Source organism: Paludibaculum fermentans (genome assembly GCF_051172195.1).
In the GTDB taxonomy this organism is placed as follows: domain Bacteria; phylum Acidobacteriota; class Terriglobia; order Bryobacterales; family Bryobacteraceae; genus Paludibaculum; species Paludibaculum fermentans_A.
Map to the genome: position 1 here is coordinate 3,564,079 of NZ_JBPJAQ010000001.1, position 20,432 is coordinate 3,584,510.

Here is a 20,432-nt window from a genome sequence, read left to right on the forward strand (position 1 = left end):
CCGTCATGCACAATCGCGTACAAGCCGTGTTGCTGGTTCTGCTGGTGCTCTCCCTGGGGCTCAGCGGGTGGCTGTATGTCAGCTACCAGCGGAGCGGGCCCGCTCTGCAGGCACGCCTGGGCGAGTTGGAAAAATCGAATGAGGCGGCCGCCGGCAAGGCCGCTGCTCTCACCAAAGAGAACGACACACTGCGCGCGCAACTGGCTGAGCGCGGCATTGAACCCGCCGCTGCCGCCGCGCCTGCCCACAAATCCGAGGGCGAAGGCCGCCGCCTGGACGCGATCCGCGAACTGGCCCAGGTTCAGGCCCGGCTGTCCGCGGCCACGGCCTCCAATGCCGAGCTACAGAACCGGATCCGCGACCTCGAATCCACACGCGAGACTCTCACGCTGGAGAACAAAAAGCTCAGCGCCAGTGAGTCCGGCGTCCGCGAAGACTTTGAGTCCACCCGCCGCGTCGTGCAGGCCATGGAAGCGGAGCTGAAGACGAAGAACGATCGCCTGTCGCAGCTCGAAACCAACCTGCGCCACTCCAGGGAAGAACTCACCGCGTTGCAGAAGAAATCCGGCACCTCCGGCGATACCGCCAATAGCCTGCTGGAAGTGAACCGGCGCCGGGAGACTGTCTTGAACAGCCTCCAGCGCCGCTATCGCGAACTGACAGACCAATTGCGGGCTTTGGCCGTCCGGCTGGATACCCAACGCGACAGTCCGGTGACGGCTGCTCCCGACATCTCCAGGATCCAGACGACGGTGCAGTCCGCCGAAGACGATCTGCGCCAGCTCCTCAGCCTCAATACCCAGGCTCAGTCGCTGACGCAGAAACTAGGACAGAAATAGCCCTCAGTTGGCGGATTCCAGAACGCTGACAGGCTCAGTGTCCTCTTCCTTTGAGACGCCCTTGGCCAGTAGATTCTTGCCGAAGCCATAGCCGTTCTCGAACGCGTCCAGGTTCATCTTCCTGAACTTCTCCGGCACGCTGTCGATCACAGCTTTCTTACACGCTTCGTAACTCACAGCCTCGGTAATGGCGCAGAAGAAGCCCACCATCACCACATTCAGCACCATCTTCTTGCCCAACTCCTCGGCAATACGCGTCGCCGGAATGCTGTAGACCTTGATGTGCTGCGGAGTGTTCTCCATCCGCACCAGGTCCTCTTCCACAATCAGTACGCCGCCCTCCTGCAGGTCGGGCGTGTAGCGTGTGAACGCTTCCTGCGACATCACCACCAGGATTTCGGGATTCGAAACGTAGGGAAACAGCACCGGCTGGTCGCTGATCACCAGCGCCGCGCTAGCCGCTCCACCGCGCGCCTCAGGACCGTAGTTCTGGGTCATTGTGGCAAAACCGCCCTCGTGAATCGAGACTGCCCGGCCCAGAATGTGCGCGGACAGAATGACGCCCTGCCCGCCAAAACCTGCAATTCGGATCTCTTTCAGCATGATGAGCAGCACCCCTCCTGTTCTTCTTCCTCGGGCTGCGGCGGCAGTTCTGTGTAGTTCGTGCCCAACTGGCGGCGCATGCGGGTCAGGTAGTCTTCCCGCTCGCGGTCCACAAACTCGCCCACAATGATGTCGCCGCCCGGCTCCAGCGCCACCTCATACGTCGGCGCGCCGTTCTTGATCTTGCTGCGGTTCTTGTAATCGACCATCGCCGCCAGCCCGTCGCCCATGTTGTTGCGCCGCTGGTAGAGCGTCGGGCACGGCGTCAACACTTCGATGAACCGGAAGCCCTTCTTCTTCAGCGCCTTCGCCATCGTGCGCTCCAGTTGCTTCACGTGATACGCCGTCCAGCGCGCCACAAACACCGCGCCGGCCGCGTCCACCAGTTGCGGCAGGCAGATCTCGGGTTCGAAACTGCCGAACGGGCTCGTCGTCGTAATCGAATTGCCCGGCGTCGTGGCCGCTGCCTGGCCTCCGGTCATCGCGTAAATCATGTTGTTTACGCACACCACCATGATGTCCATGTTGCGCCGCGCCGCATGGATCAGGTGATTCCCGCCAATCGACGTCAGGTCGCCGTCACCCGAGTAAACAATCACGGTCAATTCCGGATTCGCCAGCTTCAGCCCCGTCGCGAACGGAATCGCCCGCCCGTGCGTCGTGTGGAACGAATCCAGCGCCATGTAGCCGCTCACCCGGCCGCTGCACCCGATGCCGCTGACGATCACCGTCTTCTGCAGGTCGATGTGCTGGCCCAGTAGCGCCGCCGCAAAGCTGTTCACCGTGGTGCCGATGCCGCACCCCGGACACCAGATGGTGGGAATCCGCTCCTTGCGCAGAACATCTTCCACCGGATTGTGGATGTGAAAGTCCGCCGCCGTACTCATTCCGCACCTCTTTCGATCGCCGCCAGGATATCCGCCGGTTTGTGCACCGTGCCGCCCGGATGCGGCACACTGATCACCTTGCACTTGCCGCCTGCGCAACGCTCCAGCTCAATCACCACCTGGCCCATATTCAACTCCGGCATCACCAGAGCCTTCACCTTCGTCGCCAGTTCACGGATCAGCTTCTCCGGGAACGGCCAGACGCAGATCAGCCGCAGCTTGCCCACCTTCAGGCCCTTGTCCCGCGCCATGCCGATCGCCCGCTGCGCCACCCTCGACGTGATCCCGTAACTCACCACCACCACATCGGCGTCTTCCAGGCCCTCCGACTCGACGATCGTCAACTCTTCGGAGGCCCGGCTGATCTTCTCGAACAGCCGCGTCACCAGTTCCTTCTGCGACGCCGGATTCATCAGCGGATAGCCGCGCTTGTCGTGCGTCAGCCCCGTGACATACACCTTGTACCCTTCACCCGCATGCGCGATCTCGGGCACCAGGTCCTCGCCCGGTTCAAACAGCACGAATTCACCCGGCGGCTTCGACGCGTGGCGCCGCGGAGTAATCTCAATCTCTTTGGCGTCGGGGATGACCACCTTCTCCGTCATGTGCCCCACGCACTCGTCCATCATGAACATCACCGGCACCCGGAACTGCTCGGCCAGGTTGAAGGCCTTCACCGTCAGGCTGAAGCACTCCTGCGGCGAACTCGGCACTAGCGTAATCGTGGAGTAGTCGCCGTGCGACCCGAACCGCGCCTGCATCATGTCACCCTGCGCCGGCAGGGTGGGCAACCCGGTAGAGGGTCCGCCGCGCTGCACGTTCACAAACACGCAAGGCGTCTCGGTCATCGCCGCGAAGCCAATGTGCTCCATCATCAGCGAGTAGCCCGGCCCGGAGGTCACAGTAAACGACTTTGCCCCCGCCCACACCATCCCCTGCAGCGTGATCGACGCCGCCAGTTCATCCTCCATCTGGATAAAGATGCCCCCAATCTTGGGGACACGGGCGGCAAACCGCTCTACTACCTCAGTGGAAGGGGTGATGGGGTAACCTGCGGCAAATCGCGCACCTGCGGCAATCGCACCTTCACAACAGGCGGCGTCGCCATTCATGAAATGGGTGCCCGTCAGGACACAGCTTGGATCGGCGTGCATCATGCTTCCTTCTTCTCACCCTTCGCGTCCGGGAACCGGTAACCAAAGATGGCGAAGTCCGGACAGTACATGCCGCACAGGTTGCAACCCGAGCATTTCTCGGCATTTATCATGTGCGGCGGATGGTAGCCTTTGGCGTTAAAGGCACTCGAGAGTTCCAGCACGTGAGTGGGGCAGAACTCTACACAGAAGCCACACCCTTTACAGCGTTCGGCCGTTACGGCAACAGAGCCTTTTGGCATCGAGCCCCTCCTTGACGAAAAGGTGTAAGCAATCGCACGGCCAATTTCAGATGTTGAACTCTTCTACACTTTGATCCGCATTCGCCCGCAGCCACCCCGCGTCTGTGTCCATCCCCCTACATTGCCCTGGGCCATTCCACGCACCCCGCCACACCCCAATCACGACTATCATGGGAAGGCCCATGAACCCGGCTTCCACCCCCGGCCCCTTCGGCCTGCGCACCCCGCCCGGCTTCCTCCCGCGCCTGTGGCTCTTCGTCGCCCTGCTGGCCGCCCTCGTCAACGCCGGCAGCATGGTCAGCATCGACCCTGTCCGCCGCCTCCAACAGACCCGTGCCCTCTGGACCGCCGAACCCGAAATCCGCCCCGAGGAAGCCCACGCCTTCGGCACCCTCGGCTACGACGGCAAACGCCACGCCTACTTCGGCCTCGGCCAGCCGCTCGTCTTCCTCCCCTTCGACATCGCTGTCACCACCACCCTCGACCTCGCCCGCCGCTACGTCCCCCTCTCGCCCCACGTTCTCGACGCCCTCCGCCTCATCCTCATCGCCTTCTTCTCCCAAACCCTCGTCTGCGGCGCCGCCGCCACCTTCGCCTACCTGCTCCTCCGCCAGCTCCACTTCCCTCATACCCCCGCGGCCTTCGGCACCCTCAGTCTCCTGCTGGCGACAACCTTTCTCCACTACATCCAGAACTGCCAGGAAAACAGCCTGATGCTCGCCATGGCCCTCGCCGGCGCCTTCTTCACCCTGCGCTGGTTCGACCACCGCCGCTGGCCCGACGCCGCCTGCGCCGGTGCCGCCTTCGGTGTCAGCTTCCTTACACGCCTCACCACCCTCGCCGACGCCGCCGGCATCCTCCTCTGCCTCCTCCTGCTGCTCCTCTGGGACGGGAAAGGTGTCAGGAGTATCACCACCGCCCTGCTCGCCTACGCCAAAGGCTGCGCCCCTGCCTTCACCCTCTTCCTGGTCATCGAACGCCTCTACCAGTACCACCGCTTCTGGACCTTCCGCGGCACCTACTACACCCCCTTCGTCGAGCCGCCACCCTCCACCGACAACAGTGGCAACATGTTCAACAACCCGCTCATGGCCGGCGTCCACGAAGCCCTCTGGTCCCCCCAAAACTCCATCTTTCTCTTCGACCCCCTGCTCGTCGTCAGCCTCCTCGCTCTGGCCCTCTCATGGCGCCACCTGGAGCCCCGCGTCCGCGCCTTCTCCCTCGGCGGCATTGCCACCCTCGCCGTCTACATCTACTTCTACGCCACCTATATGTCCCCCACCGGCGAGATCTCCTGGGGCGACCGCTACACCGAAACCCCCGTCCTCCTGCTCTGCCTCCTCACCGTCCCCATTCTCTGGATCAGCCGCCGCCGCATCTCCGCCGCTTGGCGCGCGCTAGCCGCCACAGTCCTCTCCTGGAGCGTCGTCCAGCAACTCGCCTCGCTCCTTCTCATCCCGTCCATCGAGGTCATCCAGTGGCGCCGCCTCGGCATGCCTTGGAGCATCCCCCGCCGCTTCATCAATATCTGGCTCTCCGTCAGCGGCCAGGGCGCCACCATCCCCTATCGCGGACCCCTGCCGCCCGAATGGCAGCAGTTGAGCCTCCTGCCGTTCCAACTCGGCCTCCGCTTCTCGGCCCTCCAGCCGTACGCCGTCGCCGCCTGGTGCCTGCTTCTTGTATTTACGTTGGTGCTGCTGGCGCAAATCGTGCATCAATCTCTCCGGGAGGATCCGGCATGGGCAACGCACTGACGTTTTTTGAATTGCTCGCCTTGAGCCTTTGGTTGGGAGGCTTGGCCCACGGTGTACTCACCCGCAAGCCCGGCAGCCGCTGGCAGTGGGCCGCTGTCGCCTGCAGCCTCACCCTGGCCGCCGTTCAGGCCGCGCGCGGCCTGCTCTGGACCTGGGACGGCATGACGCGCCCCGCCCTCATCCTCTTCAGCACCCTCGCCGTCCTCAGCGCCTTCAGCCAGCGCGCCTCGGCCAGCGCCATGCTCCTGCTGCCGCTGCTCGGCTACCTCTACTGGGTCTCCATGCGCGGCTACTGATCAGCAGCACTTCGCGCGCTGGTACTTCTGCCGCATCCGCTCTTCCGAGAACGTCCGCCACTCCGCCCCGCAGTGCGTCCGGCCGTGCGCCGCCAGATGCCGCTGATACGCGCTCTCGTCGCCGATCTCCCGCAGAATCCCCATCAGGATCCGGTACAGCGATTTCAGGCTCCTCATAGCTCCTCCGGCTGCAACTGCGTCAACACGAACGGCGCCTCACTGCTCTTGGACGTCCGCGATCCATTCAGGATGCCCACCCAGTTCCGGACCGAGTCCACAAGAATCGTCGTCACCAGCACCAGGAAGATCCCGCACAACGCCGCATCCAGCCGGTTGTTGAAGATCAGTTGCTTCGCCGCCGCCGTCACCGGACCCGCCTCCAGTTGTGCCGCCTGCGACAGGAACCCAATCCGCGGAGCGTCGCTGAAAATCTTCTGCCACGCCGCCGTGTACGTCACAATCAGCAGCCACGACAGCGGCAGCAGCGTGATCCACGCATACTTCAGCCGGTGCATCTTGATCAGGATCGTCGTCGCCACGCACAGCGCCACCGCCGCCAGCAGTTGATTCGCGATCCCGAATAGCGGCCACAGCGAATTGATCCCGCCCAGCGGATCCAGCACGCCCTGGATCAGGAAATAGCCCCACGCGCCCACCACCAGGATGCTGGTCAGCAACACCCCCGGCATCCACGACGTTCGCCCCAACGGCTTATATAGATGCCCCAGGAAATCCTGCAGCATGAATCGCCCCACCCGCGTCCCGGCGTCGATCACCGTCAATATGAACAGCGCCTCGAACATGATCGCGAAGTGATACCAGAACCGCAGCACCGTTTCATTGCCGGCGATCCTCGAGAAGATCCCCGCCATGCCCAGGGCCAGCGACGGCGCGCCGCCCGTCCGGTAGAACAGTGACTCCTCCCCCACGTGCTTTGCCAGCGTCGCCATCTCGCCCGCAGTCACCGGAAAGCCCCAGGCCGTAATCGTGGCCGTCGCCGCCGCCGGAGTCGAACCCACAATCCCGGCCGGCGAATTCACCGCGAAAAACACACCCGGAGGCAGCGCGCAGGCCGCCACCATCGCCATCATCGCCACGAAACTCTCCAGCAGCATCGACCCGTAGCCCACCGGCAGCACGTGCGCTTCGCTCGCAATCATCTTCGGGGTCGTCCCCGACGAAATCAAAGCGTGAAACCCCGAAATCGCTCCGCACGCAATTGTGATAAAGCAGAACGGGAAAATCTTACCCGCGAAAATGGGACCCGTGCCGTCCACAAACCTCGTGAACGCCGGCATGTGCAGCTCCGGCCGCACGAACAGAATGCCGATCCCCAGCATGAGTACGACGCCCAGCTTCACAAACGTGCTCAGGTAATCCCGTGGAGCCAGCAGCAGCCACACCGGCAGCGCACTCGCCAGGAACCCGTAAATGATCACCGCAATCGCCAGCGCCATCCCGCCCAGCGTAAACATCGGCCCGAACGTCGCATGATGCGCCACCCACTCGCCGCCGAAGATGCTCGCCACCACCAGCAGGAACCCGATCACCGAGACTTCCAGTACCCGGCCCGGCCGCCAGTACCGCAGGTACAGCCCCATGAACACCGCAATCGGCATCGTCGCCGCAATCGTGAACGTGCCCCACGGGCTGCCCTTCAATGCATTCACCACCACCAGCCCGATCACCGCCAGCAGGATCACCATGATCAGCAGCACCGTGATCAGGGCCGTCCCGCCGCCGATCTTGCCAATCTCTTCCCGCGCCATCTGCCCCAGCGACTTGCCGTCCCGCCGCACACTACAGAACAGGATGATGAAATCCTGCACGGCCCCGCCCAGCACCACGCCCAGGATGATCCACAACGTGCCCGGCAAATACCCGAACTGCGCCGCCAGCGTCGGCCCCACCAGCGGACCAGGTCCCGCAATCGCCGCGAAATGATGCCCGAATAGAATCCATTTATTCGTCGGTTCGAAATCGTGGCCGTTCCTCAGCCGCTCCGCGGGCGTCGCCCGCCGTTCATCCAGGGCCATCACTTTGGCCGCAATGAAGGCCGCATAAAGCCTGTAGGCCGCCAGGTAACTGCACACCGCCGCGGTCACCAGCCACGCGCTGTTGATCGACTCACCCTGCTTCAAGGCGATGCCGCCCAGACAGAAGGCGCCCACCACACCCAGCACAATCCCGGGCAGGACTCCGAACCGTTTGCTCATAGTGAAAGATTGTATCGGTTCGCGGGGGTCATACAATAAATCACGCGGGCCGCCCGATGTTGTATAACGCCGCCTCCGCCCGCCGGATCACCCTGTGACCAGCCTCATCCACGCCCTGGCGCTCGTCTTCGGAACCGCGCTCTACGTCTATCTCTTCGCCGTCCTCAGCTCCCAGCGCCGCGCCGCCGCCGCCGGCCGCATGCTGCTCGCCCTCGTCGCCTGCTCCGGACTCTGGTACCTCGGCTGGCTCTCCGTCTTCTACCTCCGCCTCGCCACCGATCAAGGTGGATCCGCTCTCGTCACCGCCCTCTCTGTCCTCGCCCATGCCGGAGGCTGGGCTTCCTGGCCCGCCGGCATCGCCGTCGCCTGGTTCGCCTGGCACGAAGGCGAACGCGCCTTCTACTGGTCCCTCCTCGCCGCCGGGGCAGTCTCCGGCATCGCTTCCGGCGTATGGCCCCTCGGCAGCCTCCAGACCGTCCTCTTCACCCTCCCCGTCCCCCTCGTCATCATCTTCTTCCTCTATCGCCAGCAGATCTTCGGCCTCCTCCTGCCCCGCAGCGCCCTGCTCGCCGCCGCTCTCGGCGGGGGCGCCGCCCTCTACGTCCTCGCCGTCCCCCTCACGGCCACCCTTCTCGCCGCCCGCTTCGGTGCCATGCACGAAGGCGTCCGCTCCCTCCTCCTCCTCTGTGGAGTCATCGTCTTCCTGCCCCTCTACAACGCCGTCCTCGCCTATGAAGACCGCCGCCAGGCCGATCGCCGCGAATGGGTTCGCGAAATCGCCCGCGACGCCGCCGGCCTCTTTGAGTGGACCCATCGCGCCCACTACTTCGAACAGCGCACCGCCGCCCATCTCAAGCTCAAATCCGTCCGCATCACCCTCGAAGGCAGCGTCGAACCCGGCTCTTTCACCCACCGCTGGCCGCTCGAATCCGAAGGCCGCACCTGGGGATGGCTCCTCATCGATGCCACACCCCGCCGCCGCCTCGACGACGACGCCACCCTCCTGGAATCGCTCGCCCACGAGATCGCCCACTCCCTCAGCACCCTCCGCCTGCTCGACGACAAACTCGGCCTCGAACGCGAACTCGTCCACCAGGAACATCTCGCCAGCCTCGGCAAAGTCGCCGCCGCCGTCGCCCACGAGATCCGCAATCCCCTCAGCGCCATCAAAAGCATCACCCAGGTCATGCTCCAGGACGAGGAGCTCTCCCCCACCCACCAGCGTGATCTCCGCTACATCCTCTCCGAGACCGAACGCCTCGCCTCCTCCGTCAAACAACTCCTCGGCTACTCCAAACCCGTACAGGCCCTCGAAACCGAGGTCGACGCATCCACTTTCGTCGAATCCGCCATGACGGGCCTCCAGCACCAGGCCGCCGCCCTCCAGCTTCGCCTCGCCGTCAAAGTGGAGCCCGGTTGGCATCTCCCCAAAAGCAACCCGGACCTCCTCGCCCAGGTCATCCTGAACCTGGTGCTGAACGCCCTGCAGTCCGCGCCCCCGGCCAGCGAAGTCGTCGTCGAACTAGCCGGCCGCGGTTCGGAACTCCTCTTCACCGTCACCGATAGTGGCCCCGGCATTCCGCCGGACATGCACGAGCGCATCTTCGAGCCCTTCTACACCACCAAAGCCAAGGGCACCGGTCTTGGCCTCTCCATCGTGCGCAAAGCCGTCCACCACCTCCACGGCGAAGTCCGCGTCGAAAGTCCCGCCGCCTCAGGCGCCGGAGCCCGCTTCCTCGTCACTCTCCCTGGGGCGGAACGCGCCTCATGAAGCTCGTCCCCCTCCTCCTCTTCTGCTCCACCGCATGCCTCGCCCTCGACCCCGGCCTGCGCCTCTCCCAGTACCACAAGAAGGTCTGGCAGATCGAGGATGGCCTGCCCCACAACTACGTCAATGCCATCCAGTACGGTCCCGGCGGCTACCTGCTCGTAGGCACCGGCGAAGGCCTCGCCCGCTTCGACGGGGTCCGCTTCACCCCGCTCGCGGGCACTGCTCCCATTGAACGCGACTGGGTCAGCGCCCTCGCGCCGGCCACCCGCGACGCCTATTGGATCGGTACCTACTACCAGGACCTCTACCGCCTGGAAAACCACGCACTGCGCCACATGTTCCGCGGAAACGCCAGCCTCATGGGCTTCTTCGCCGACTCCGCCGGAACCCTCTGGATCAGCGCCAACGGCATCTTTCGTCTCGACGCCAAAGGACCCGCGCCCATCGGTGTCGGCCCTTCGGCCGGCAACGCCTGGCACGTCATCGCCGAAGACCCGCGGCATCGCATTTGGATCGCCGCCGGCGGCGGTCTGCACTGCTATGAGAACGGCCGCGTCCGCCTGGTCGTCCGCGATGGCGCCCCGCACGGCGGCCTGCTCAGCGTCATGGCCGGTCCCGATGGCGTAGTCTGGGCCGGCACCTCCAACGGCCTCTACCAGGTGCGTGAATCGGCAGGCGCGGTCACCCTCGTACGCCAGCCCGGCGTCAACGGCCCGGTCGTCAAAACCCTCCGCGACAGGGACGGCATTCTCTGGGCCGCCACCTGGGGCCAGGGCCTCTATCGCATCACGCCCGCCGGTGCCGAGAACTGGTCCACTCGCGATGGCCTCTCCGACGATTTCATCCGCACTCTCTTCGAAGACCACGACGGCAACCTCTGGATTGGCTCCCGCAGCGGCGGCCTCAGCCGCTGGAAAAATCCCCTCGTCGAACCCTTCGGAGTACCCGAAGGACTCGGCGGCAACTTCGCCTCCGCCGTCATGGAAGACAAATCCGGCGGCCTGTGGATGGGCACCTGGCGCAGCGGCCTCTTCCGCCTGCGCGGCGGCATCTTCCAAAGCATGCCCACTCCTCTGCCGGCCCTCGATCTGGGCATCCGCTCCCTGGCCGATGATGGCCGCGGCGGCCTCTGGCTGGGCACCTGGGAAGGGCTCCACCACTTCGACGGCCGCGTCTACGACCCCCGGCTCCTGGTCAACGGCTCCGTCTCGGCCCTGCTCCTCGATCGCACCGGAGGCCTCTGGGTAGCCGGCTCCGCCCTCCGCTACTTCCCCAGCGGCAACCCCGCAGCCGCAAACGGAGCCGTGAGCGTAAGCGAGCGGATGACCCCCCGTAACTCCCCAACCAACCTCCGTCCGTCTCCCCCGGAACCCGGCCAACTCCTCCTCCGGGGCGTCAACACCAACTGCCTCCTCCAGGACCGCCAGGGCCGCGTCTGGGCCGGCACCGACTCCGGTGTCGCTGTCTTCGAGAACGGCCATCTCACCTGGATCCGCCGCGAACAAGGCCTCGCCGACGACTATGTCACCTCGCTGACAGAAGACACCCAAGGCCGCATCTGGGCCTCCACCCGCGCCGGGTACCTCGCTTACCTGCACGACGCCCGCGCCACCTCCCTCGGCCCCCGCGAGGGTCTCCCCGGCCACTCCCTCTTCAAACTCCTCGACGACCAGGCCGGCAGCCACTGGATCAGCTCGTCCCGCGGCATCGTCCGCATCCCCTCCAGCCAACTCGACGACGTCCTCACCGGCCGCCGCCAGTCAGTCGACGCCACTCTCTACGAACAGGAGGACGGCCTCCGCACCATCGAGTGTCACGGCATCTCCCAACCCTCGGGCTGGCGGGACAAGGAAGGCAGCCTCTGGTTCCCCACTGCCAAAGGCTTCGTCCGCATCCGGCCCACGCACGCCGTCCGTCCGCCCGCACCGCCCGTCCGCATCGAGGAGATCCTCGCCGGCGCCCAGCCCCTGGCCGAACCCATCGAACTCCAGCCCGGAGCCCGCGATCTCGAGGTCCGCTTCACCGCTCTGCGCTTCTCCTCCCCCGCCCACCTCCGCTTCCGCTATCGCCTGGAAGGCAACGATCCCGGCTGGATCGAACGCCCGGGCGAACGCTCCGCCCGCTACTCCACCGTCCCCCTCGGCCTCCACCGCCTGCTCGTCGAGGCCCGCGAACCGGGCGGCCCCTGGAGCCAACCTGTCTCCATCAACATCCGCCAGCTCCCCCGCTTCTACCAGACCGCCTGGTTCTTCACCGCCGTCCTGCTCGGCCTCGCCGCACTCGGCTACGCCTTCTACCGCTGGCGCATCTTCGTCCTGCGCGGCCGCTACAAGGCCGTCCTCGCCGAACGCAATCGCATCTCGCGCGAATGGCACGACACCCTGCTCGCCGGTTTCTCCGCCATCTCCTGGCAGCTCGACGCCACCCTCACTCGTCTCAAGGAACAGCCTGCCCGCGCCGCTGAGGCCGTCGACGTCGCCCGCCAGATGGTGCACCATTACCGCGCCGAAGCCCGCCGCGTCATCTGGGACCTGCGCGAGAACGACCCCGTCTCCGAGAGCTTGCAGGACGCCGTCGCCCGCACCATGGAACAGATCACCGCCGGCACCGGAGTCGCCACCAAACTCGAAGTCACCGGCTCGCCCGGAGTCATCTCCAGCGACCTCCGTCAAAATGCCCTCCGCATCTGTCAGGAAGCCACCGCCAACGCCGTCCGCCACGGCAAAGCGGCCAATGTGCTGGTAGGCATCCAGTACACTCCGGAAGCGGTTCACCTGCGCATCCGCGACGACGGAGCCGGCTTCGAACCCAAACGCGCCCTCAGCACCCGCAGCGGCCACTTCGGCCTCATCGTCATGCAGGAACGCGCCCGCCGCTTCGGCGGAGCCCTTCATATCGAGAGCGCGCCCGGCAGTGGTACGATCGTCGAAGCAGACCTTCCGCTTCAGGCGCCGAAGCCCGCATGATGGACCCGATTCGCATACTCCTGGTTGAAGATCAGTATTTCGCCCGCCTCGCGCTGCACACCGTCATCGATGTGCGGGAAGATATGCAGATCGTCGCCGAAACCGACAAAGGCGCCGAAGCCATCGGCCTCTACCGCGAACACCAGCCCGACATCACCATCATGGACCTGCGCCTGCCCGGCATCTCCGGCTTCGACGCCATAGCCGCCATCCGCAAAAGCGACCCCAAGGCCCGCATCGTTGTGCTGACGAATTACGAAGGCAGCGAAGATGTCCACCGCGCCCTCCAGGCCGGAGCCATGGCCTATCTGCTCAAGGACTCCAGCGCCGACGATCTGTTAAACGCCATACTCACCGTCCGCGGCGGCAAACGCTACCTGCCGCCCGTCATCTGCGGCCTCCTCTCCGAACGCATGTCCGGCTCCGAACTCACCGACCGCGAGCTCGATGTCCTCCGCCTCATCACCGAAGGCCTCAGCAACCGCGAAATCGCCGACCGCCTCCACATCGCCGAAAAGACCGCCAAAATCCACGTCAGCCACCTCCTAGACAAACTCGGAGTCGTCGACCGCACCCAGGCCGCGATCACCGCCATCCAGCGCGGGATAGTCCATTTAGACTAGGTTTTCCTAGGCCCTAGGACCTACAAATAATCAATCCAAATGGCAGACGCGCCCAGGTAATGAAAAGGCGCATAACTAACATGGTCCCTGGCGGACCGGACTACGATGTCATTCTCCCGACGCTCTCTTCTCTCTCTGGTGGCCGGCAGTGCTGGCGCCTCTTTTGCCCAATCCCTGACGCCCGCCTCGGCGAATATCGGATTCAAGGCCGACACCATTCCTGAACGGTCTGAGTGCGGCATCGGCGCGCTCATGCCCTGGGCCGACTCGCTCTGGGCCGTCACCTACAACAGCCATATGCAGGGCACCGGCTACGGCCTCGGGCTCTATCGCATCGACGAGCAGTTGAAGAGCGAACGCGTCCATGTGCACGACGGCACTCACGCCAACCGCCTCATCCACAAGGAATCGAACCAGTGCTTCATTGGCCCCTACGTCATCGACGGCAAGGGTAATTGGAAACACATTCCCGAGTTTGACAAGCACCGCATCACGTCCACCATGCGCCACCTGACCGATCCGGCCAACCGGGTCTACTTCCAGACCATGGAAGGCGTCTTCGGCGAGATGGATGTCAAGGATCTCAAGCCCCGTCCCTTGTTCGACCTTGTGAAGCAGATGGGCCTGGCCAAGCGGCCGCACTTCAAGGGCGGCTTCACGGCCCAGGGCCGCGTCGTGGTCGCCAACAACGGCTTCTATGAGTACGGCGAAGACAGCGCCGGCCTCTTCGAGTTCGACGGCAAGGCCTGGAATCGCCTCTCCGGCAAGCCGCACATGGACGTGGCAGCCCGCCAGGACATGGGTTCCGTGATGTTCGCCACCGGCTGGGACGAAGCTTCGGTCCTCTTCTGGGCGCTCGTCCAGGGCAAGTGGCAGCGCTTCCGCCTGCCCAAGGCCAGCCACTCCTTCGAACAGGCCTGGCAGACCGAATGGATGCGCATCCGCGAGGTCGAAACCGAACACTACCTCATGGACATCCAGGGTATGTTCTACGAACTCCAGCCCATTGCCTTCACCGGCCATATCTGGGGCGTCAAGCCCATCTGCCAGCACCTGCGCATCATTCCCGACTACTGCGCCTTCCGCGGCCTCTTCGCCGTCGGCGGCAATCAGACCACGCCCAACCGCGACAACAACGCCGTCGCCGGACAGCCGCAATCCGGCCTCTGGTTCGGCAAGACCGACGATCTCTGGAGTTGGGGTAAACCCGCCGGTTGGGGCGGCCCCTGGTGGAACTCCCAGATCAAAAAGGACGAAACGTCCGACCCGTATCTCATGACCGGCTTTGATCGCAAAATGCTCCATGTCAGCGCGGACAAACCAGTGGTCATCGAGATCGAGATCGACTTCATGGGCACAGGCGCCTGGATGCCCTATGGACGCGTCAGTGTGGGAGCTGACGGCTATCAGAAGCACATCTTCCCCGATGGCTTCTCGGCGCATTGGGTGCGGTTGAAGTCGCAGGCGGATTGCCGCGCCACGGCCGCGTTCTTTTATTCATGATCAGGGGCTGCCCCGTCGCAAAAGGTCTTTTGAGGTGATTCCATGTTGAGATTCGCTTTGGTTTTTCTCATTTCCCTGGCCCTTCCGCTGGCTGCCCAGCAAGGCCGCGGAACCGTATTAGGAACGGTGACGGATGTCTCCGGCGCGGCTGTGCCCGCCGCTGAGATACGCGTCATCAACACCGGCACCAATGCCGCCTTCACCACCAGCACGAATGAGGAAGGGCAGTTTACGGCGCCTTCCTTGCCCGTCGGTTCATACACCGTCACCGCTGAAAAACAGGGCTTCAAAAAGGGTGTCCGCAGCGGCATCACCCTGCTCGTCGATCAGCGCGCGGAGGTCAATATCCGCATGGAAGTCGGCCAGACTTCCGAATCCATTGAAGTCGTCGGCGAAGCCTCCCTGGTCGATACCAGCAGCGCCACCGTCGGCAAGGTGGTGGAAAACCGCCGCATCGCCGACCTGCCGCTCAACGGCAGAAATGCCCTCGCCCTCGTCATGCTGACGCCCGGCGTCAAGTCCCAGGCCGGCCCCACCAACAGCGGCTTCGTCGATCGTGGCACCGCCCTTTCGGCCATCAGCATCAATGGCGGCCCCAGTTCGATGAACAGCTTCATCGTCGACGGCGGCAACAACAACAGCGCCTTCCTCGCCGACATCAACGTCAACCCCACGGTCGACGCCGTCCAGGAATTCAAGGTGCAGTCGAACGTCATGTCCGCTGAATTCGGCTTCACCGCCGGCGGCGTCGTGAACATCGTGACCAAGTCCGGCACCAACGATCCGCACGGGTCGCTCTACTACTTCGCCCGCAACGACGCCTTCGACGCGCGCAACGCCTTCGCGGCCACGAAGTCGCCCTTCCGCTACCACCAGTACGGCGGCACCATCGGCGGGCCGGTCGTTCTCCCCAAGATCTATAACGGCAAGGACAAGACGTTCTTCTTCTTCAACTACGAAGGCTGGCAGAATCGCCGCTTCGCCTCGAACATCCTCACCGTGCCCATCGAAGAGCAGCGCAACGGCAACTTCTCCAACCTCAAAGACGCCACCGGCAAGCTCATCCAGCTCTACGATCCCAGCACCACCAAGGCGAACCCCAGCGGCTCCGGCTTCGTCCGCGATCCCCTGCCCAACAACATCATCCCCACCAACCGGCTCGACCCCGTGTCGCTCAAGATGATGCAGTTCTATCCGCTGGCGAACCGCACGCCTACCAACGCGTTCACCAACGCCAATAACTGGATCGGCCAGGTGCAGGAAGAACGCCACATGAATCAGTGGACCACCAAAGCCGACCACCGCTTCAACGACAAGAACACCCTCTCCGGCCGCTGGGCTTACTACAAGCACTTCAACAACAATGGTTTCGCCGGCTCGCTGCCCGACCCCAATGTCCGCCAGCGCCTCGACAACTACCTCAACTACAACGGCGTCATCAGCGACACCCACAGCTTCACGCCCACCATGCTGAATGAGTTCCGCGTCAGCGCCGCCCGCCAGGCCTTCCCCTTCACCGCCTACAGCTACGGACAGGGCTGGCCCGCCAAACTCGGCCTGCCCGCCAGCGTGCCCGGCGATACCCTGCCTCGCGTCGATAACGGCCTGCCCGGCTTCGGTGCCTTCACCGTCGGTCTGCGCGGCTCCACCACCTGGCAGTTCGTCGATTCACTCACCAAAATCATGGGCAGCCACACAATGAAGTTTGGTGTGGATTTCCGCCTGCAACAGGCCAATAACTACCAGCGCGAAGTGCCCTCCGGCCAGTTCAACTTCTCCGCCGGCCTCACGCAGAATCCGCAGACGCCCGTCGGTACCGGGAGCTCGTTCGCGACCTTCCTCCTCGGCAGTGTCAGCAGCGCCTCCCTCATCCGCTATGGCGGCGAGTCGGAGAAGGCTTATTCCACCAGCGTCTTCTTCCAGGACGACTGGAAGATGTCGCGCAAGTTCACTGTGAACCTCGGCCTTCGCTACGACTATCAGCAGTGGCCGCGCGAGCGCAACAACGGCACATCCAACTTCGACCCCTTCACCGCCAACCCGCTCACCGGCCTGCCCGGCCGCATCGAGTACGCCGGCGTCGACTACGGCAGCACCTTCCTCGACCCCATCTACACGAACTTCGGACCCCGCGTCGGTTTCGCCTACGATGTGTTCGGCTCCGGCAAAACCGTGGTTCGCGGCGGCTACGCCATCTTCTATCCGCAGACGTTCTACCGCGATTCCTTCGGCAACACCGCCGGCTTCGCCAACACCTCCACCGCCTACAATCCCCCCAACAACAACACCAACCTCACGGCCTTTCAGTTCAAGGATGGCTTCCCGACGCCAGCCATCGAACCCCTCGGTCCGAAGCTCGGCCCCAGCGCCTTCCTCGGTCAGGGCGTGAGCTGGGATCAGGGCGGCCAGAAAGTGCCTATGTCCCAGCAGTGGACCGTCTCGCTGCAGCAGCAACTGCCCGGCAAGTGGATGGTCGATGCCGCCTATACGGCCAACAAGGGTACCAACTACTACGCCAGCTCCTTCGACTACAATCAGCTCGACCCGCAGTACAACGCACTCGGCCTGAGCCTGCAGGATCAGGTCCCCAACCCCTATGCGGGCAAGGTAACCGGCTCTCTCGGCGGCGCCACCATCGCCCGCTCCCAGTCGTTGAAGCCCTATCCCTACTACACCGCGGTCACCGTCCGCCTGCCTCACCTGGGCGGCTCCAACTATCACGCCCTGCTCGCCACGGCCGAACGCCGCCTCGACAACGGCTTCGCCATCCTGGCGTCCTACACCTTCGGTAAGCTCATCAGCGATAGCGAAGTCGTTCCTTCCAACTTCGGCGCCGTCGAAGTCGGCAGCGACAACGGCTACCAGAACGGTAAGTACAACCGCAAAGCGGAGCGCTCCATCGATCCCACCGACGTTTCCCAGCGCCTCGTGCTCAGCGGCATCTACGAACTGCCCTTCGGCAAAGGCAAGCGCTTTGCCTCCAACAACGGCTTCACCGAGCGCATCATGAGCGGCTGGCAATTGAACGTCATCTCCACCCTGCAGGGCGGCTTGCCGCTGGCTGTGCGCGGTGCGAATAACTTCCTCGCCAACCGGCCCAATTCGACCGGCGTCAGCGCCAAGCTCGACAACCCGACCTCGGACCGCTGGTTCGACACCACCGCGTTCATCAACCCGCCCAACTTCACCTATGGCAACGTCAGCCGCACCTTGCCCGACGTTCGCGGACCCGGCATCGTCAACTTCGATCTGTCGATGATCAAGGACACCCGCATCGCCGAACGCGTTCGGGTTCAGTTCCGCGCCGAGGCGTTCAACTTCGTCAACCACCGCAATCTCGGCAATCCGAACGTCAGCTTTTCTCCGGGCACCAACGGCCTGAACATCAGCTCGACCTTCGGCATCATTACTTCAGCCCGCGACCCGCGCATCATGCAGTTCGGTATGAAGTTGATGTTCTAATTTGACGGTGTTTGGCACACTAAAATTACTTGATGTTGTCAAGTAATTTAGTTGACTTGGTCAAATAACCGCTCACCCATGGCTCTTGTCCTTCGGAAGGGCAGGAGCCAGGTGGGCGGCGGTCTTCGCCGCTTCTTCGATCGCCCTCGCCAGCACCGACCGGATCTTCCCGTCCTCCAGCATCAGCAACCCCGCAATCGTACACCCCGCCGGAGTCGTCACATCGTCCCGCAAAGCCGCCGGATGCCGCCCCGTCACCTGTACCATGCGCGCCGCGCCCAGCATTGTTTGAGCCACCAAAGTCAGTGCGAGTTGGCGCGGCAGGCCGACCCTAACCCCAGCATCCGCAAGGGCTTCCATCACCAGGTAGAGATACGCCGGGCCGCTGCCACTCAAGGCCGTGATGGCATTGAAGTGATTCTCGTCCACTGTCACGCAACGCCCCACGGCCTCGAAGATGCGCTGCGCCCTGGCGAGGTCCACTTCGGACGCATGTGTGCCGCCGCATACAACCGTCATACCTTCCCGCACAACGCACGGAGTGTTGGGCATCGCCCGTATCCACGGGTTCGCGGTGCCCAGCATGGTCTCCAGTTGAGGAGTGCCCACACCCGCCATGATCGAGACAAGAAGTGTTTCCGGCCTTACACCAGACTGGCGAACCTTGTCGAGCACTTTGCCCGACTGCGCCGGCTTCACGCACAGCAGCAGCAGGTCGGCGCCGGGCACGCGAGCGGAGTAGTCCATCTCCACGGGGATGCCCAATTCGGCCGAAACCTTGGCGCAACTGGCCTGCGTTTTGGCGGAGGCCCAGATGCGGTCGCGTTCAATGATGCCGCTCTCGACAAGGCCCTGAATCAGTGTGCGCCCCATGACGCCGGCGCCGATCACGCCCAGTGTGCGGCCCTTGGCTACCAGGCCCTTTTTGTAGTCTGTGCTCATCCTGCCTCAACTCTAACCCAGCTTTGGGCCTCGGCCGATTCACTTTATCGATATAGTTACTACATGCCGACGCGCATGAAGGACATCGCAGTGGACCTGGGCGTGTCGCTGATGACAGTTTCCAAGGCGCTGCGCAACCACAGCGACATCAGCGAGGAGACGCGGGCCCGTGTGCTGAAGCGTGCGCGGGAACTCAACTACGAGCCAAACTGGATCGCCCGCAGCCTGGCCACGAGGCGCACCTATATGGTCGGGGTGGTCATCCCGGACCTGATGCATTCGTTCTTCGCCGAGGTGGCCAAGGGCATCGCAAGACACCTGGATCCCCTGGGTTACCAGGTAGTCATCTCGAATACAGACGAGAATCCGGCGGCCGAGCGGAGGCAGGTGGACCTGCTGGTTGCGCGCCATATCGACGGGCTGATCATTGCCACGGCACTGCCCAATTGGAAGCTGAATGCGCATAGCGCCTTCGAGTCCAGAGCCACCCCGTACGTGTTGATAGACCGCCTGCCGGCGGGGCTCGACGCCAACTATGTCGGGGTGCGCGACGAGGAATTGGGCGAGATGGCAACAGCTCATCTGCTTGCGCAGGGATGCCGGCGGGTGGCGCATTTGCGAGGTCCGGCCACGGCCAACAGCACGGGCCGGCTCCGCGGGTATAAGCGCGCGCTCAGCAAGGCCGGCGTCGAGTTCCAGCCCGAATATGTGGTGCAGGCAGGCGGTGGCGACATGTCCGGATTCACGGCGATGCAGCATCTTCTGTCGCTGCCGAGCCGCCCCGACGCTGTGTTCTGCTACAACGATCCTGTGGCTGCCGGGGCGATCCAGGCGGTGTTGGAATCCGGTTTGCAGGTGCCTGCCGATGTAGCGATTATTGGCGCCGGCAATGTCCACTATTCCGATCAACTGCGGGTGCCGCTTTCCACGATTGACCAGAGTAGCGGGCTGTTGGGGGAGGAGGCGGCGAGTCTGCTGGTACAGTGCATCGAAGCGAAAACGCCCGCAAAACCGAGCCACATCCTGATTCCGCCGCGCCTGATTGTGCGGGAGTCGAGCCGCCGGGTGGCCCAGGCTGCCCTGCGCATGTAATACACAATGATTCGCTATAATTGCGGGCTTGATATGTGGGCATCCGCAGCAGATATGACGTTGGGCGCAGCCTCTTCCTCCC

At 63.9% G+C, this 20,432-nt stretch carries 16 protein-coding genes; 9 read left to right on the plus strand and 7 right to left on the minus strand.

Annotated elements, in window-relative coordinates:
• The first annotated feature begins 5 nt into the window (after positions 1 to 5).
• Positions 6 to 839, plus strand: a complete 834-nt coding sequence (locus tag ACR9Y2_RS14550; protein WP_435042087.1) for a hypothetical protein — start codon at positions 6 to 8, stop codon at positions 837 to 839.
• Between the two features lie 3 nt (positions 840 to 842).
• Here ACR9Y2_RS14550 and ACR9Y2_RS14555 read toward each other — a convergent pair whose 3' ends face one another.
• The 4 genes from ACR9Y2_RS14555 to ACR9Y2_RS14570 are packed head-to-tail and all read right to left on the minus strand — an operon-like array spanning position 843 to position 3,725.
• A complete protein-coding gene (locus ACR9Y2_RS14555; protein WP_435042088.1) occupies positions 843 to 1,442 on the minus strand; it encodes a 2-oxoacid:acceptor oxidoreductase family protein in 600 nt (199 codons plus the stop codon).
• Entirely contained in the window at positions 1,436 to 2,329 is an 894-nt protein-coding gene (locus ACR9Y2_RS14560; RefSeq protein WP_435042089.1) for a thiamine pyrophosphate-dependent enzyme, read from the minus strand. The genes ACR9Y2_RS14555 and ACR9Y2_RS14560 overlap by 7 nt, the downstream gene beginning before the upstream one ends.
• On the minus strand, positions 2,326 to 3,486 hold the full coding sequence (locus ACR9Y2_RS14565) for a 2-oxoacid:acceptor oxidoreductase subunit alpha (protein WP_435042090.1): 1,161 nt from the start codon (positions 3,484 to 3,486) through the stop codon (positions 2,326 to 2,328). Before ACR9Y2_RS14565 ends, ACR9Y2_RS14560 begins: the two co-directional genes overlap by 4 nt.
• The gene (locus tag ACR9Y2_RS14570) at positions 3,483 to 3,725 is read right to left on the minus strand and encodes a 4Fe-4S dicluster domain-containing protein (protein WP_435042091.1); all 243 of its coding nucleotides are present in this window, start codon (positions 3,723 to 3,725) and stop codon (positions 3,483 to 3,485) included. The genes ACR9Y2_RS14565 and ACR9Y2_RS14570 overlap by 4 nt, the downstream gene beginning before the upstream one ends.
• A 182-nt stretch (positions 3,726 to 3,907) precedes the next feature.
• On the opposite strand from ACR9Y2_RS14570, the gene ACR9Y2_RS14575 reads away from it, so the two are divergent.
• Both ACR9Y2_RS14575 and ACR9Y2_RS14580 read left to right on the plus strand, forming a co-directional pair.
• Positions 3,908 to 5,479, plus strand: coding sequence for a glycosyltransferase family 39 protein (locus ACR9Y2_RS14575; protein WP_435042092.1), 1,572 nt, complete (start codon positions 3,908 to 3,910; stop codon positions 5,477 to 5,479).
• Positions 5,464 to 5,775 carry a hypothetical protein gene (locus tag ACR9Y2_RS14580; protein ID WP_435042093.1) on the plus strand — a complete coding sequence of 104 codons (312 nt, stop codon included), beginning with the start codon at positions 5,464 to 5,466 and terminating at the stop codon, positions 5,773 to 5,775. The genes ACR9Y2_RS14575 and ACR9Y2_RS14580 overlap by 16 nt, the downstream gene beginning before the upstream one ends.
• On the opposite strand, the gene ACR9Y2_RS14585 is transcribed toward ACR9Y2_RS14580, so the two are convergent.
• Both ACR9Y2_RS14585 and ACR9Y2_RS14590 read right to left on the minus strand, forming a co-directional pair.
• Positions 5,776 to 5,952: a hypothetical protein gene (locus ACR9Y2_RS14585; protein WP_435042094.1), complete on the minus strand. Its 177-nt coding sequence runs from the start codon at positions 5,950 to 5,952 to the stop codon at positions 5,776 to 5,778.
• Positions 5,949 to 7,991: a carbon starvation CstA family protein gene (locus tag ACR9Y2_RS14590; protein ID WP_435042095.1), complete on the minus strand. Its 2,043-nt coding sequence runs from the start codon at positions 7,989 to 7,991 to the stop codon at positions 5,949 to 5,951. The genes ACR9Y2_RS14585 and ACR9Y2_RS14590 overlap by 4 nt, the downstream gene beginning before the upstream one ends.
• A gap of 94 nt (positions 7,992 to 8,085) precedes the next feature.
• On the opposite strand from ACR9Y2_RS14590, the gene ACR9Y2_RS14595 reads away from it, so the two are divergent.
• The 5 genes from ACR9Y2_RS14595 (at position 8,086) to ACR9Y2_RS14615 (ending at position 18,316) form a co-directional block, all read left to right on the plus strand.
• A complete protein-coding gene (locus ACR9Y2_RS14595) occupies positions 8,086 to 9,762 on the plus strand; it encodes a sensor histidine kinase (protein WP_435042096.1) in 1,677 nt (558 codons plus the stop codon).
• Complete coding sequence (locus tag ACR9Y2_RS14600) at positions 9,759 to 12,728, plus strand: two-component regulator propeller domain-containing protein (protein ID WP_435042097.1); 2,970 nt, start codon at positions 9,759 to 9,761, stop codon at positions 12,726 to 12,728. Before ACR9Y2_RS14595 ends, ACR9Y2_RS14600 begins: the two co-directional genes overlap by 4 nt.
• Positions 12,725 to 13,351, plus strand: coding sequence for a response regulator (locus ACR9Y2_RS14605; protein ID WP_435042098.1), 627 nt, complete (start codon positions 12,725 to 12,727; stop codon positions 13,349 to 13,351). Before ACR9Y2_RS14600 ends, ACR9Y2_RS14605 begins: the two co-directional genes overlap by 4 nt.
• Before the next feature lie 105 nt (positions 13,352 to 13,456).
• Positions 13,457 to 14,854, plus strand: coding sequence for a hypothetical protein (locus ACR9Y2_RS14610; RefSeq protein WP_435042099.1), 1,398 nt, complete (start codon positions 13,457 to 13,459; stop codon positions 14,852 to 14,854).
• A 42-nt stretch (positions 14,855 to 14,896) separates the two neighbouring features.
• A complete protein-coding gene (locus ACR9Y2_RS14615) occupies positions 14,897 to 18,316 on the plus strand; it encodes a carboxypeptidase regulatory-like domain-containing protein (RefSeq protein WP_435042100.1) in 3,420 nt (1,139 codons plus the stop codon).
• Between the two features lie 72 nt (positions 18,317 to 18,388).
• Here ACR9Y2_RS14615 and proC read toward each other — a convergent pair whose 3' ends face one another.
• Positions 18,389 to 19,258 (minus strand): pyrroline-5-carboxylate reductase, encoded by an 870-nt coding sequence (proC, locus tag ACR9Y2_RS14620; protein ID WP_435042101.1) that lies wholly within the window; start codon positions 19,256 to 19,258, stop codon positions 18,389 to 18,391.
• A 63-nt stretch (positions 19,259 to 19,321) separates the two neighbouring features.
• Here proC and ACR9Y2_RS14625 point away from each other — a divergent pair, with 63 nt between their 5' ends.
• Positions 19,322 to 20,350 carry a LacI family DNA-binding transcriptional regulator gene (locus tag ACR9Y2_RS14625; RefSeq protein ID WP_435042102.1) on the plus strand — a complete coding sequence of 343 codons (1,029 nt, stop codon included), beginning with the start codon at positions 19,322 to 19,324 and terminating at the stop codon, positions 20,348 to 20,350.
• Positions 20,351 to 20,432 lie beyond the last annotated feature (82 nt).

Coding starts and splice junctions, on each gene's coding strand:
- ACR9Y2_RS14550 (WP_435042087.1), top strand. CDS start 6: ATGCACAATCGCGTACAAGCCGTGTTGCTGGTTCTGCTGGTGCTCTCC.
- ACR9Y2_RS14555 (WP_435042088.1), bottom strand. CDS start 1,442: ATGCTGAAAGAGATCCGAATTGCAGGTTTTGGCGGGCAGGGCGTCATT.
- ACR9Y2_RS14560 (WP_435042089.1), bottom strand. CDS start 2,329: ATGAGTACGGCGGCGGACTTTCACATCCACAATCCGGTGGAAGATGTT.
- ACR9Y2_RS14565 (WP_435042090.1), bottom strand. CDS start 3,486: ATGATGCACGCCGATCCAAGCTGTGTCCTGACGGGCACCCATTTCATG.
- ACR9Y2_RS14570 (WP_435042091.1), bottom strand. CDS start 3,725: ATGCCAAAAGGCTCTGTTGCCGTAACGGCCGAACGCTGTAAAGGGTGT.
- ACR9Y2_RS14575 (WP_435042092.1), top strand. CDS start 3,908: ATGAACCCGGCTTCCACCCCCGGCCCCTTCGGCCTGCGCACCCCGCCC.
- ACR9Y2_RS14580 (WP_435042093.1), top strand. CDS start 5,464: ATGGGCAACGCACTGACGTTTTTTGAATTGCTCGCCTTGAGCCTTTGG.
- ACR9Y2_RS14585 (WP_435042094.1), bottom strand. CDS start 5,952: ATGAGGAGCCTGAAATCGCTGTACCGGATCCTGATGGGGATTCTGCGG.
- ACR9Y2_RS14590 (WP_435042095.1), bottom strand. CDS start 7,991: ATGAGCAAACGGTTCGGAGTCCTGCCCGGGATTGTGCTGGGTGTGGTG.
- ACR9Y2_RS14600 (WP_435042097.1), top strand. CDS start 9,759: ATGAAGCTCGTCCCCCTCCTCCTCTTCTGCTCCACCGCATGCCTCGCC.
- ACR9Y2_RS14605 (WP_435042098.1), top strand. CDS start 12,725: ATGATGGACCCGATTCGCATACTCCTGGTTGAAGATCAGTATTTCGCC.
- ACR9Y2_RS14610 (WP_435042099.1), top strand. CDS start 13,457: ATGTCATTCTCCCGACGCTCTCTTCTCTCTCTGGTGGCCGGCAGTGCT.
- ACR9Y2_RS14615 (WP_435042100.1), top strand. CDS start 14,897: ATGTTGAGATTCGCTTTGGTTTTTCTCATTTCCCTGGCCCTTCCGCTG.
- proC (WP_435042101.1), bottom strand. CDS start 19,258: ATGAGCACAGACTACAAAAAGGGCCTGGTAGCCAAGGGCCGCACACTG.
- ACR9Y2_RS14625 (WP_435042102.1), top strand. CDS start 19,322: ATGCCGACGCGCATGAAGGACATCGCAGTGGACCTGGGCGTGTCGCTG.